Source organism: Pseudomonas sp. LAP_36 (genome assembly GCF_019456785.1).
Taxonomy (GTDB): Bacteria; Pseudomonadota; Gammaproteobacteria; order Pseudomonadales; family Pseudomonadaceae; genus Aquipseudomonas; species Aquipseudomonas tritici.
Window position 1 is genome coordinate 78,449 of sequence record NZ_JAHZMS010000004.1, and the last position, 13,247, is coordinate 91,695.

A 13,247-nucleotide genomic window follows, 5' to 3' on the forward strand; every position below is an offset into this window, starting at 1 on the left:
ACCAGGAGAAGCCCATGACCGATTCCGCCAAGGCCAACGATCTGTTGGCCCAACTGCCCAAAGGCAAGGGACCGGCGCCGGTGCATCTGTGGAACCCGGATTTCTGCGGCAACATCGACATGCGCATCGCCCGCGACGGCACCTGGTTCTATCAGGGTACGCCGATCGGGCGTAAGCCGATGGTCAAGCTGTTCTCCAACATCATCCGCCGCGATGGCGATGATTACTTCCTGATCACTCCCGTGGAAAAAGTCGGCATCACCGTCGACGATGCGCCGTTTGTCGCCGTGACCCTGGAAGTCGAAGGGCAGGGCGAAAGCCAGGTATTGCGTTTTACCACCAACGTGGATGAGCAGGTCGAAGCCGGTCTTGAACATCCGTTGCGCGTGGTGATCGATCCGCTCACCCAGGAGCCCGCGCCCTACATTCGGGTGCGCACCAACCTTGAAGCCTTGGTGCATCGAAACGCTTTCTACCAATTGGTGGAGCTGGCGGTGAGCCGTCCGATCAACGGTCAGAACTGGCTTGGTGTCTGGAGCGCTGGGGAGTTTTTCCGTATTGGGCTGGAACCTTAGGGCCCGTTTTTTCACGTTCCTGAAATAATTCGCTTGCTGTAAATAACCGGTTTCGGTTATCAATTTGTACATGATTAGACATGTTCGATTTGATAAGAAAAAACGCGTCGTCGACGAGCTAATCCGCCGTATCGAGGGCGGAGTGATGGTCGACGGTTTTCTGTTGCCGGGTGAGCACCAATTGGCCGAGGAGTTTGCGGTCAGTCGCGGCACCCTGCGCGAAGCCCTGGCTGAACTCAAACGGCGCAATTACATCGCGACCCAGAGCGGCGTCGGTTCCATCGTCACCTTTGACGGCATGGTGCTCGACCAACATAGCGGTTGGGCCCAAGCCCTGGCCGACACCGGCGCGCGGGTGAGCACCGATATCCTGCGCCTGGAAGCGGTGACTCGCCCGGACCTGTTCAACCGTTTCGGCAGTGACCAATTCATCGCCCTCGACCGGCGCCGCCGCACTACCGACGGCACCGCCGTGTCCCTGGAGCGCTCGCTGATGCCAGCCTCCGGAGGCCTGGAGAGCCTGCCTGACGTGGGCCTGATCGATGATTCCCTGACCATCACCCTGGCAGCCTACGGGTATGTCGGGGCCGAAGGTGACCAGTGGATCGGTGCCGAGCCCCTCAGCGATGCAGACGCCGAGTTGCTTGGTCGTCCTGCAGGCACGGTGTTTCTCAAGGCGTCGCGCACGACCTACGATCGTCGCGAGCGCTTCATGGAGTACGTCGAAAGCTGGCTCGATCCTCTGCACTTTCGTCTGCACCTGCAGTTTGGACATTCGAAATGACCCCGCACACTCGCGCCCTCGGCGCCTTCTACGGCCTGGCCTTGGGCGATGCCCTGGGTATGCCCACCCAATCCTTGAGCCGCGAGCAAGTCCGGGCGCGCTTCGGTGCTATCACCGGCCTGGAAGATGCCGATGCCGACCAGCCCATCGCGCCAAACATGCCCGCCGGCTCCATCACCGATGACACCGAGCAGGCGATCCTGGTGGGCGAATTGCTGGTGGAAGGCCAGGGCACGATTGAACCCACCGTGCTCGCCCAGCGCCTGATCGACTGGGAGGCAGTCATGCGTGCCAAGGGCTCGCAGGATTTACTCGGCCCATCGACCAAGCGCGCGATCGACATGATCCTCGCCGGCCACACGCCGGAAGAATCCGGGCGCTATGGCACCACCAACGGCGCCGCGATGCGCATCACGCCGGTGGGGATCGCCGCGGATATCAGCGACCCGGCGCACTTCATCCAGGCGGTGATCCAGGCCTGCCAGGTCACCCATAACACCACCCTGGGTATCTCCAGTGCAGCGGCGGTAGCGGCGGTGGTGTCGGCTGGCATTAACGGCGTGGATTTGGGTGAGGCACTCAATATCGGTATGCAAATCGCCCAACAAGCCGAAAACCATGGCCACTGGATTGCCGGCGGACGTATTTCCACGCGCATCAGTTGGGCGCGGACGTTGAGCGTCGACAGCGGTGACAAGGTCCTGTTCGCCGACCTGCTGTATGAGTTGATTGGCACCTCCGTGGCCTCACAGGAGTCGGTGGTGGTGTCCTTTGCTTTGGCCCAGCAAGTGGCGGTGGGCGAGATGAATGCCTTCGAGGCCCTGTGCCTGGCCGCCAGCCTTGGCGGCGACACCGACACCATCGCCGCGATTCTGGGTGCCATGTTGGGCGCATGCCTGGGCATGCAGTGCTGGCCTGAGGCAATGATCGATCAGGTCAAGCAGGTCAACGGCCTGGATTTGCAGCCGTTGGTTCAAGGGCTGCTCACATTGCGCTGAACACCGCAGAGCAAAAAATGTGGGCGCTGGCTTGCCTGCGATGACGGTGTGCCAGCCATTGATGCACTAACGGGTTGACCGCTATCGCAGGCAAGCCAGCTCCCACACTGATTGCGTTGAGTCAGGATGACCGGCTTAGAGATTGGATTCTTTGCCACAATTACAACAATACAGGCACCAGGAGCGTCCCTCATGAGCAGCACCTCTTCCGGCCTGAGCGCTGGGCAATTGGAAACACGTGGTATCGAACCGGTCCCGGAAAGCGAGTGTAACGGGCACCCGCTGCAACTGTTCTGGGTGTGGTTTGCGGCCAACATCAGCATTCTTGGCTTACCGCTTGGCGCGACGCTGGTGGCGTTTCGCGGCCTGGCGATCTGGCAGGCAATCATCGTGGCGATCCTCGGCGCTGCCGGTTCCTTTGCCGTGGTAGGCATCATCTCCATCGCCGGTCGGCGTGGCCGCGCGCCCAGCTTGACGCTGTCCCGCGCCATCTTTGGCGTGCGCGGCAATATCGGCCCAACGCTGGTGTCGCTGATGTCACGCCTGGGCTGGGAAACCGTCAACACCACCACAGCCGCCTTTGTGCTGCTGTCGTTGAGTTCGATCCTGTTCGGTTCTGCGGTGGAAGCGAAAAGCGCACCGGTACTCACCCTGATATTCATCGCGATCTTCGTGCTGCTGACCCTGGCCGTATCCGGCCTCGGACACGCCACCCTGCTGGTGATCCAGAAGTGGGCCACCTACGTGTTCGGCGCCTTGAACATTCTGGTCGGCGGCTTCCTTTGCGCCACTATCGATTGGAGCGCAGTGTTCAATGCCACGCCGGCACCGCTCAGCGCGATGATCATTGGCGTCGGCACCATGGCCGCGGGCACCGGTATCGGCTGGGCCAATGCCGGCGCCGACATGTCGCGCTACCAGCACCGCAGTGTAAAAGCTGCGCGCCTGGTGGCATCTGCCGCGTTTGGTGCGGGCATCCCGCTGGTGTTGCTGATCACCCTCGGCGGCCTGCTGTCGGTGGGCAATAACGACTTGGCGTCGGCCACTGACCCGATCATCGCGATCCGCGACATGCTGCCGACCTGGATGGCGGTCCCGTACCTGATCACGGCGTTCGGCGGGCTGCTGCTCTCCAACAACCTGTCGGTGTATTCGGCAGGCCTCACCACCTTGACCCTCGGTTTGAAGGTCAAGCGTGTGCACGCGGTGATCGTCGACATCGTGGCAATCTTCGCCGGTTCGATTTACTTCATGCTGATCGCCGACAGTTTCTATGGCCCATTTATCACGTTCATCTCGTTGCTGGCGGTGCCGATTACGGCCTGGGTCGGTATTTTCGTGGTCGACCTGATCCACCGTCACTACTACAGCCCCACGGACTTGCTGGACGTGAGCCCAAGCAGCGCCTATTGGTATCGCGGCGGTGTGGAGTGGCGCGCATTCGGCGCCTGGGCCCTCGCGATTGTGTTGGGCTTCAGCTTCACCACCATTGGCACCACCGCCGAAAACATCTGGTTCGCCGGGCCGTTGTCCGACTCGTGGCTGGGCCATAACGGCTTGGGCTGGATCGTCACCTTCCTGGTGGCCGGCGGGATTTATGCGCTACTGGGCGGCGCGGCTGACCGTCGCCCGGCTTTGGTAGAGAGCCCCAATGTCTAGATTGCTGCACACCGGCCAAGTCATCGTCGACCTGGTCATGGCCCTCGATACCTTGCCCGCATCCGGCGGCGACGTGCTGGCAAAATCGGCCAGCTTCGAAACCGGCGGGGGCTTCAATGTAATGGCCGCGGCCAAGCGCAATGGGCTGTCGGTGATCTATCTGGGGCGCCACGGCAACGGGCGCTTTGGCGACCTGGCCCGCGCAGCGATGCTGGCCGAAGGTGTGGAAATCGCCCAGGCGCCCAGCACGGATAAAGACACGGGGCTATGCGTTTCGCTGACCGAGGCCAGCACCGAGCGCACGTTCATTTCCCATATCGGCGCGGAAGGTGATTTGAGCGCCGAGGATCTGGCGGGCGTGGTGCCCCAATCGGACGATTACGTTTATGTCAGCGGTTACAGCCTGTTGCTGGAAGGCAAGGCTCAGGTGTTGGTCGACTGGCTGCTGGCGCTGCCCCGTCACATCACCGTCGTGTTCGACCCGGGCCCGCTGGTCAAGGCACCCGATTCTGCTCTGATGGTGGCCCTGCTGCCGCGTATCGATATCTGGACCAGCAATGGCCCGGAGGCGCTGGCGTTTACGGGGACGGGTACGTTGGCGGATGCACTGGGCGACTTGAGGCACCATCTGCCCGAGACCGCATTGTTGGTGGTGCGTGATGGACCGAATGGTTGCTGGGTCAGCCGACAAGGCCAGGCCGACCATGTGCCGGGCTTCAAGGTGAAGGCGCTGGACAGCAATGGCGCGGGGGATGCCCATGCGGGGGTGTTTATCGCGGGGTTGGCGAATGGTCTTACACCCGCTGAAGCGGCGCAGCGGGCGAATGCGGCAGCGGCGCTGGCGGTGACACGCTGGGGACCAGCAACCTCACCTGGCACCGCTGAGGTCAATGCCCTGCTCACTGAATAAACCCAATCAAAATTGTGGGAGTCGGGCAAGCCCGGCTCCCACAGTGTTTTGCGGTGTGCCCTACATTACTGGGCGGTCTGACTTTCCAGCTTCCGCGCCTCATCCACCCCTGACGCCGTCAGCTTGATCGGCAGATTCAACGAATACTCCCCGGCATCATCGGTGGTCACATGCCCATCCTTGATAAGCCCGCGATCCTGCAGAAATGCCAAGGCACTGGCGACCACTTTTTCTCCGCGGTAGTTATCCAGCACTTCCTTGCCCAACCCTTGAGGGTGAGCGTGCAGCAGGCGGGTGAGGACTTCTTTTTCAAGGTCTTTATCGACGTTCATGCATACCTCTTCACTGGGAAATGATCGGGTGTCTGTAGAGCGATTCGCTGTTTATGGCGCAGGTTGTTTCGGCGCGCCTGGCAGGTTCGAATCATCACCTTTATTGATCTTCGGCTCATTCACGGATGGGCCCATTTTGCCGTTGCCGACGGCGGCAGGCGCCTGGCGTTCGGCGTCGTGGCCTTTGGTGTGCGGGTCAGCGCCATTGGTATTGTCGATGACCGCGCCGCCATTGGTATCCAGGCCAGTGCCCATGGATTTCTGCGACTCGCTGGTCGCGTCAGGCGTGGTGGTGCCGGTCGACGATGTGGCGGCAAAACTGCTCAGGGACACTGCCGACAGCAGGCCGGTGAGCGCGAGGGCAGCAAACGTGGAATTCTTCATGAGGGTGTCTCCATATGATTAATGTCCTTACCCTCTATTGGTCAGTGGACGTTTCCTGATCGTGCCTTGATGGCGACGAACGGTATCAAGTGACCTGTAAGATTTTGTGTGACGAGACTCGACGCCAGGCCAATCGCGCGACGCTGATTAACCAATTGCAGGTGGCCACCCCCAGCACGCTCATCATCAGCGCCGACAAGCCGTAGTCGACGATGAGCTTGCCCGCCAACCACGGAAACCCGAAGACTCCGACAAAATATGCCAGGCTGAACAGCAGCAACGCCTGGGACGTCATGCCGGATGGCGCCTCATGGGCCACCAGCCCGTTGATCACGGAATATGTCAGTCCGTACCCGACCCCCAACAGCGCCGCTGCCAGCAAATAGCTGAGGTTTCCGCTCACGCCAAAGGCAAACAGCGCGATCGACCCGAGCATGATCCCGGATAACACGCAGGCCGCCCGGTAGGCATCACGCTTGACCACAAAGCCGGCGATCAACAGGCGACTGGTGATTGCCGCACTCAGGAAACCCGCGAAGAACAGCGAATAATCCAGCCCATGGGCGGCGGCGTAGCTGGTCTGGAACGATGAAAGCCCGCCAAATACGCAACCCCCCAGGCCGACCATCAGGATGGCGAACACCGCTTTGGAAGACAGCACTCGACGGCTGGCAGCCCAGGAGATCTTTGCCGTGGGGACGTGGGTGTGATGCTTGAGCTGTGCGCCCATGCGCCAGAACATCACGGCACCTGCCAGGCTGGCCAATCCGGCGATATAAAATGCGGTTGTCAGTGGCAGCTCCAGCGCGCTGGCGGCTCGCCCGAGCAAAGGGCCTGCGCCGATGCCGCTCAACATGCTGCCCGACAGCAGCGCAAAATACTTGGCCCGATGGTGAGGCTCTACCAGCAACGTCACGATGATCGGTCCCAGCGTGTAGAACACGCCCCAGCCCAGCCCCAGCGACAGCCCGAAGAGCATCAAGCCTTGACCAAACCCTGGCACCAGCGCAAAACCCAGGCAGGCCACCACCAGCAATACGCCCATCCCCGCAATCGCACGCGCCGCACCCAACGCATCCGCCAAATGCCCGGAAAGCACCACCGCGACGAAGGTACTGAGCATCGCCGTGGAGATCACGCTACCGGCATCGTGCTCATTGCCGCCGCGTGAATGAATCAACAGCGACAGCAAAAAGGTCGAGCCGTAGGACAGCGACAGCAGGAAACTGGCAAGGCAGAACAGCGCGAAGGTTTTCGCGCTCACCGAGGGCATCGCAGGCATGGGCACGTCTCGAATTGTTGGAGGTGTGCCGTCTGTTTACCATGCCTGCCTGCGCGGATTGTTCTGTGGTTGATGGTGCTCGCATTGCTCCACAGCGGAGTAAAGCGCCCCGGCCCCAGTGAAAATGCACTGCAATCAGTCATGAAAGCGCCTTAGTATGTGTGCTTTGAAATTGCCAAGGCTCACCCATGACCATCGAGATTCGCCCCGCTGTGCCCAGCGATGCTGCGCAGATCCTGACGTTCATCACTGAATTGGCTGAGTACGAAAAAGCCCGGCATGAAGTGATCGCCAGCGTGGTGGACATTGAGCGCAGCCTGTTCAGCGAGGGCGCCACCGCCCACGGCCTGATCTGTTCACGCGATGGCGTGCCGATTGGGTTCGCGGTGTTTTTCTTCAGCTATTCCACGTGGTTGGGCAGCAACTGCCTGTACCTGGAAGACCTCTACATCAACCCGGAGCAACGCGGCGGCGGGGCGGGCAAGAAGCTGCTGCGCCATTTGGCGAAGATTGCTTTTGATAACGGTTGCGGGCGCTTTGAGTGGAGCGTGCTGGACTGGAACGAGCCGGCGATTGCCTTCTACAAATCCATCGGCGCGCAGCCGCAGGAAGAGTGGGTGCGCTATCGCATGGAAGGTGATGCACTACGAGACTTCGCCCTCGGCTAGCACCCTTCTGTAAACACTGAAGATCAAAATGTGGGAGCGGGCTTGCTCGCGAATGCAGTGGATCAGTCGACATTTTTGGTGACTGACACATCGCATTCGCGAGCAAGCCCGCTCCCACATTATTTTTGTGTCGCTCTCACTATATGGGATGCAAATTTATATATTGAGATATTTCAAATGATAGGTTTATAGTCGGCTGCATCAGCACTCACTACCAAAAATAAAACAGGTGAAGCGATGCAGGCACAACCGTTGTCACTCCCCGCCGTGCCCGAGCCCACCTATGGCGAGCGGCTCAAAGGCAAAGTGGTGATCATCACTGGCGCCGCCCAAGGTATTGGCGAGGCCATCGTCGCGTGTTTCCAGGCTCAGCAGGCGCGCCTGGTCATCGCCGATATCCAGGGTGAGAAAGTCGAGCAAGTCGCCGCCCACTGGCGCGAACGCGGGGCTGACATCTATGCGCAAGCCGTCGACATTACGTCTAAAGATCAATGGCAGGCGCTGGTCAATCTGACCCTTGAGCGCTTCGGCCGCGTGGATGTGCTGGTCAACTGCGCCGGGGTCAATGTGTTCCGCGACCCGCTGGAAATGACCGACGAAGACTGGCGCCGCTGCTTCGCCATCGACCTCGACGGCGCCTGGTACGGCTGCCGCTCGGTGTTGCCGCACATGATCGAGCAGGGCATCGGCAACATCATCAACATTGCCTCCACCCATTCCAGCCACATCATTCCCGGCTGTTTTCCCTACCCCGTGGCCAAACACGGCCTGCTCGGCCTTACGCGGGCCCTCGGCATTGAGTACGCGCCCAAGGGCATTCGTGTGAATGCCATCGCGCCGGGCTATATCGAAACCCAGCTCAACGTCGACTACTGGAACGGCTTCGCCGACCCCCACGCCGAGCGCCAGCGCGCCTTCGACCTGCACCCGCCCAAGCGCATCGGCCAGCCGATCGAGGTGGCGATGACTGCATTGTTCCTGGCGACCGACGAGGCGCCCTTTATCAATGCCACCTGCCTGATGATCGATGGCGGGCGGTCTGTGATGTACCACGACTAAAACCTGCAGCGCTCAATAACAACAAGAGGTAGCTCATGTTCAAGAAGACTCTAGGCGCAGTAGCGCTTGCGATGGCGTTCAGCGGCGTGGCACTTGCCGAGGAAGTGAAGATCGGCTTTCTGGTCAAGCAGGCTGAAGAACCCTGGTTCCAGACCGAATGGGCCTTCGCCGAAAAAGCCGGTAAGGAACACGGTTTTACCGTGATCAAGATCGCCGTACCGGATGGCGAGAAAACCCTCTCGGCCATCGACAGCCTGGCCGCCAATGGCGCCAAGGGCTTTGTGATCTGCCCGCCGGACGTCTCCCTGGGCCCGGCCATCGTCGCCAAGGCCAAGGTCAACGGCTTGAAGGTGATGGCGGTGGATGATCGCTTTGTCGACGCCAAGGGCAACTTCATGGAAGACGTGCCGTACCTGGGCATGGCCGCCTTTGAAGTCGGCCAGAAGCAGGGCGCCGCCATGGCCGCCGAAGCGAAGAAACGCGGCTGGGACTGGAAAGAAACCTACGCTGTGATCAACACCTATAACGAACTCGACACCGGCAAAAAACGCACCGACGGTTCGATCAAATCCCTTGAAGAGGCGGGTATTCCCAAAGACCACATCCTGACCGCTGCTCTCAAGACCCTTGATGTTCCCGGCAGCATGGACGCCACCAACTCAGCCCTGGTCAAGCTGCCCAGCGGCGCGAAAAACCTGATCATCGGCGGCATGAACGACAACACCGTACTGGGCGGCGTGCGCGCCACCGAAAGCGCTGGCTTCAAGGCGGCCAACGTGATCGGCATCGGCATCAATGGCACTGACGCCATCGGCGAATTGAAGAAAGCCGACAGCGGCTTCTTTGGCTCGATGCTGCCCAGCCCGCACATTGAGGGCTACAACACCGCGCTGGCGATGTACGAGTGGGTCACCACCGGCAAGGAACCGGCGAAATACACCGCCATGGACGAAGTAACCTTGATCACCCGCGCCAACTTCCAGGAAGAACTGACCAAAATCGGGCTGTGGAAATGACCGGCGCGGCCTTGCGCTTCAACGGCATCGGCAAGGAGTTTCCTGGGGTCAAGGCCCTGGCGCAGATCAGCTTTGAAGCGCGGCCGCGCGAGGTGCACGCGCTGATGGGCGAGAACGGCGCGGGCAAGTCGACGCTGCTGAAAATTCTCGGTGGTGCCTACATCCCCAACAGCGGCACGCTGCAAATCGGCGAGCAGACCATGGCCTTCAAGTGCGCGGCCGACAGCATCGCCAGCGGCGTGGCGGTGATCCACCAGGAGCTGCATCTGGTGCCGGAAATGACCGTGGCCGAGAACCTGTTCCTTGGGCATTTGCCGACGCGCTTTGGTGTGGTCAACCGCCGCCAGTTGCGCCAGCAGGCGTTGGCTTGCCTCAAGGGGCTGGCGGATGAAATCGACCCGGATGAAAAGCTCGGCCGCCTGTCCCTGGGGCAGCGCCAACTGGTAGAAATCGCCAAGGCGTTGTCCCGTGGTGCGCATGTGATCGCGTTTGATGAACCCACCAGCAGCCTGTCGGCGCGGGAGATCGACCGCTTGATGGCGATCATCACGCGGCTGCGCGATGAGGGCAAAGTGGTGCTCTACGTGTCGCACCGCATGGAAGAAGTATTCCGCATCTGCAACGCGGTCACGGTGTTCAAGGACGGCCGCTACGTGCGCACCTTTGATGACATGAGCGCGCTGACCCACGACCAGTTGGTGACCTGCATGGTCGGTCGCGATATCCAGGATATCTACGACTACCGTGCGCGTGAACGCGGCGAAGTGGCACTCAAGGTTCAGGGGCTGCTCGGTCCAGGGCTGCGTGAGCCGGTCAGTTTCCAAGTCCACAAGGGCGAGATTCTCGGCCTGTTCGGGCTGGTGGGGGCAGGGCGTACCGAGCTGTTTCGGCTTTTAAGCGGATTAACGCGTACGACCGCAGGGCACCTGGAATTGTGCGGCGAAAAACTGCAACTGCGCTCACCGCGCGATGCCATCGCCGCCGGCGTGCTGCTATGCCCGGAAGACCGCAAGAAGGAAGGCATCATTCCGCTGTCCAGCGTCGCCGAGAACATCAATATCAGCGCACGCGGTGCCCATTCCGCCTTTGGCTGGCTGCTGCGCGACGGCTGGGAAACGCGCAACGCCGACCAGCAAATCAAGGCCATGAAGGTCAAAACGCCTAACGCCGAACAGAAAATCATGTACCTGTCCGGTGGCAATCAGCAGAAGGCCATTCTCGGCCGCTGGCTGTCGATGCCGATGAAAGTGCTGCTGCTGGATGAGCCGACCCGGGGCATCGATATCGGCGCCAAATCGGAGATCTACCAGATCATCCATAACTTGGCAGCCAGTGGCATCGCGGTGATTGTGGTGTCCAGCGACCTGATGGAAGTCATGGGGATTTCCGACCGCATCCTGGTGATGAGTGAAGGCGCCCTGACCGGCGAAGTGGCCCGCGATCAGGCGGATGAAGCACGGCTGTTGCAACTGGCGCTCCCGCGTTCGCGGGCTTGAAGATTTCGAGGTGAATGATGTCTGAGATAAAAACTGCAAAGGGCTTCTGGCCGGGTTTCAACCAGCGTAAGTTCCTGGACGATTGGGTGATGCTGTTGGCAGCACTCGGCATCTTTGTGCTCAGCGCGCTGTTTATCGACAACTTCCTTTCTCCGCTGAACATGCGCGGGCTGGGCCTGGCGATTTCTACGGTGGGCATTGCGGCGTGCACCATGCTGTTCTGCCTGGCGTCGGGCCACTTCGACTTGTCGGTGGGCTCGGTGATCGCCTGTGCCGGCGTGGTCGCGGGCATTGTGATTCGTGACACCGACAGCGTGGTCCTTGGCGTATCGGCGGCCTTGGCCATGGGCCTGGTGGTAGGGCTGATCAACGGCATCGTCATCGCCAAGCTGCGCATCAACGCGTTGATCGCGACGTTGGCGACCATGCAGATCGTGCGCGGCCTGGCGTACATCTTCTCCAACGGCAAGGCGGTCGGCGTGATGAACGAAGACTTCTTCGTCTTCGGCAACGGCCAACTGCTGGGTGTGCCAGTGCCGATCATCATCACCGTGCTGTGCTTTATGTTCTTCGGCTGGCTGCTCAACTACACCACCTACGGGCGCAACACCATGGCTATCGGCGGTAACCAGGAAGCCGCGTTGCTGGCGGGGGTAAACGTTGACCGGACCAAGATCATCATCTTTGCCGTGCATGGTTTGATTGGCGCCTTGGCCGGGGTGATTCTCGCGTCGCGCATGACCTCAGGCCAGCCAATGATCGGCCAGGGGTTTGAGCTGACGGTGATTTCTGCCTGTGTGCTGGGCGGGGTGTCGCTGAGCGGCGGCATTGGCATGATCCGCCATGTGATTGCCGGGGTGTTGATTCTGGCGATCATCGAGAATGCGATGAACCTCAAAAACATCGATACGTTTTACCAGTATGTGATCCGGGGTTCGATCCTGTTGCTGGCGGTGATCATCGACCGCATGAAGCAACGCTGACGTCCTGCCATGTGAAGATCAAAATGTGGGAGCTGGCTTGCCTGCGATGAGGGCGTGTCAGTCAGTCAATTTGTAGGCTGACACTCCCTCATCGCAGGCAAGCCAGCTCCCACAATGGATCTCCTCTGTTCTGGAGGATGGTATTTGCCATAATGGCGCCGTTTTCGTACTTCCCAATAGGCCCGATATGCAGGAAAACGCCCACACCCCCGCCAAAGACACCGCCCCCACCGGCACCCAGACCCTGCTGCGTGGCCTTGGCGTGGTACAGGCAGTGGCGGCCGGTGCGCGGGATCTGAAAGAGATCGCCCGGCGCATCGGCACCACCCGCAGCACCACCCACCGCCTGGCCAGTTGCCTGGTGGATGAGCGTTACCTGCGCGTAGTGCCACAGGTTGGTTACCTATTGGGGCCGAAGTTGATCGAGCTGGGTTTCCAGGCGCGGGAAGAACTGCCATTGGTGACCTTGGCCATCCCGTACCTGGACGAGCTGTCGGCGCTGACCGGTGACACCATCCACCTGGCCATTCGCGAATACGACGACGTGCTTTATCTGCACAAGAACCCTGGCCGCTACGGCCCGGAAATGCGTTCGCGGGTCGGCCATCGCATGCCGTTGGCACGCACCGGCGTTGGCAAGGCGATGTTGCTGGATGACTCGGCTGAGGAATGGCGGCGTCTCTACGAAGCCAGCTTGCCGGAGGGCGGCAGGAACCAGCAGTGGCCGCAGCACCCGGAGCAGTCCTGGGCGCAGTTCGAGCAGCGCATGCGTGAATACGTGGTGGGCGGTTATGCGTTCGATCTGGAAGACAACGAACCGTCGATCCGTTGCGTGGCCGCACCGGTGCGCGATGCCAGCCGGCGAATCGTCGCCGGCATCAGCATCGCCAGTACCGTGCCGTACATGCCGCTGGAGAAAATGGCCGAGCTGATTCCTGTGATCAAACAAGTTGCAGCGCGCCTCTCCGCAGAATTGGGCGCCAAAACCTGACCCGCCCGTAGCAGCTGTCGAGCCTTGGCGAGGCTGCGTCAGCGGTGTACCTGACACACCTCAGACGCAGCCTCGCCAAGGCTCGACAGCGGCTACGGGCGAGCGTCGCT

Annotated in this window: 14 protein-coding genes; 11 read left to right on the plus strand and 3 right to left on the minus strand. The window is 60.8% G+C overall.

Annotated features, from left to right (window positions below; all coding sequences use genetic code 11):
* The first annotated feature begins 14 nt into the window (after positions 1–14).
* The 5 genes from JBO08_RS15090 to JBO08_RS15110 all read left to right on the plus strand — a co-directional run bounded on the left by JBO08_RS15090 (position 15) and on the right by JBO08_RS15110 (position 4,926).
* Complete coding sequence (locus JBO08_RS15090; protein ID WP_065873960.1) at positions 15–575, plus strand: DUF1285 domain-containing protein; 561 nt, start codon at positions 15–17, stop codon at positions 573–575.
* A 70-nt stretch (positions 576–645) separates the two neighbouring features.
* Complete coding sequence (locus tag JBO08_RS15095; RefSeq protein WP_065873959.1) at positions 646–1,359, plus strand: GntR family transcriptional regulator; 714 nt, start codon at positions 646–648, stop codon at positions 1,357–1,359.
* Positions 1,356–2,357 carry an ADP-ribosylglycohydrolase family protein gene (locus tag JBO08_RS15100; protein ID WP_220074837.1) on the plus strand — a complete coding sequence of 334 codons (1,002 nt, stop codon included), beginning with the start codon at positions 1,356–1,358 and terminating at the stop codon, positions 2,355–2,357. Before JBO08_RS15095 ends, JBO08_RS15100 begins: the two co-directional genes overlap by 4 nt.
* 192 nt (positions 2,358–2,549) lie before the next feature.
* The gene (locus JBO08_RS15105) at positions 2,550–4,016 is read left to right on the plus strand and encodes a cytosine permease (RefSeq protein WP_220074836.1); all 1,467 of its coding nucleotides are present in this window, start codon (positions 2,550–2,552) and stop codon (positions 4,014–4,016) included.
* Positions 4,009–4,926 carry a PfkB family carbohydrate kinase gene (locus JBO08_RS15110; RefSeq protein WP_065881312.1) on the plus strand — a complete coding sequence of 306 codons (918 nt, stop codon included), beginning with the start codon at positions 4,009–4,011 and terminating at the stop codon, positions 4,924–4,926. The genes JBO08_RS15105 and JBO08_RS15110 overlap by 8 nt, the downstream gene beginning before the upstream one ends.
* 65 nt (positions 4,927–4,991) lie before the next feature.
* On the opposite strand, the gene JBO08_RS15115 is transcribed toward JBO08_RS15110, so the two are convergent.
* From JBO08_RS15115 to JBO08_RS15125, 3 genes are all read right to left on the minus strand, one after another.
* A complete protein-coding gene (locus JBO08_RS15115) occupies positions 4,992–5,258 on the minus strand; it encodes a hypothetical protein (protein WP_065873955.1) in 267 nt (88 codons plus the stop codon).
* Positions 5,259–5,309: 51 nt separating this feature from the next.
* Entirely contained in the window at positions 5,310–5,642 is a 333-nt protein-coding gene (locus JBO08_RS15120) for a hypothetical protein (RefSeq protein ID WP_065873954.1), read from the minus strand.
* Positions 5,643–5,727: 85 nt separating this feature from the next.
* Positions 5,728–6,924: an MFS transporter gene (locus tag JBO08_RS15125; RefSeq protein ID WP_065881310.1), complete on the minus strand. Its 1,197-nt coding sequence runs from the start codon at positions 6,922–6,924 to the stop codon at positions 5,728–5,730.
* Between the two features lie 188 nt (positions 6,925–7,112).
* Here JBO08_RS15125 and JBO08_RS15130 point away from each other — a divergent pair, with 188 nt between their 5' ends.
* The 6 genes from JBO08_RS15130 (at position 7,113) to JBO08_RS15155 (ending at position 13,137) form a co-directional block, all read left to right on the plus strand.
* Positions 7,113–7,592, plus strand: a complete 480-nt coding sequence (locus JBO08_RS15130) for a GNAT family N-acetyltransferase (RefSeq protein WP_034099874.1) — start codon at positions 7,113–7,115, stop codon at positions 7,590–7,592.
* Between the two features lie 237 nt (positions 7,593–7,829).
* Positions 7,830–8,651, plus strand: a complete 822-nt coding sequence (locus JBO08_RS15135) for an SDR family oxidoreductase (RefSeq protein ID WP_065889841.1) — start codon at positions 7,830–7,832, stop codon at positions 8,649–8,651.
* Between the two features lie 35 nt (positions 8,652–8,686).
* Positions 8,687–9,667 (plus strand): substrate-binding domain-containing protein, encoded by a 981-nt coding sequence (locus tag JBO08_RS15140; protein ID WP_049711944.1) that lies wholly within the window; start codon positions 8,687–8,689, stop codon positions 9,665–9,667.
* Positions 9,664–11,163 carry an L-arabinose ABC transporter ATP-binding protein AraG gene (gene araG / locus JBO08_RS15145; RefSeq protein ID WP_065873951.1) on the plus strand — a complete coding sequence of 500 codons (1,500 nt, stop codon included), beginning with the start codon at positions 9,664–9,666 and terminating at the stop codon, positions 11,161–11,163. The genes JBO08_RS15140 and araG overlap by 4 nt, the downstream gene beginning before the upstream one ends.
* 17 nt (positions 11,164–11,180) lie before the next feature.
* Complete coding sequence (gene araH / locus JBO08_RS15150; RefSeq protein WP_065874020.1) at positions 11,181–12,146, plus strand: L-arabinose ABC transporter permease AraH; 966 nt, start codon at positions 11,181–11,183, stop codon at positions 12,144–12,146.
* A 187-nt stretch (positions 12,147–12,333) separates the two neighbouring features.
* Positions 12,334–13,137: an IclR family transcriptional regulator gene (locus JBO08_RS15155; RefSeq protein ID WP_220074835.1), complete on the plus strand. Its 804-nt coding sequence runs from the start codon at positions 12,334–12,336 to the stop codon at positions 13,135–13,137.
* Positions 13,138–13,247: the final 110 nt, after the last annotated feature.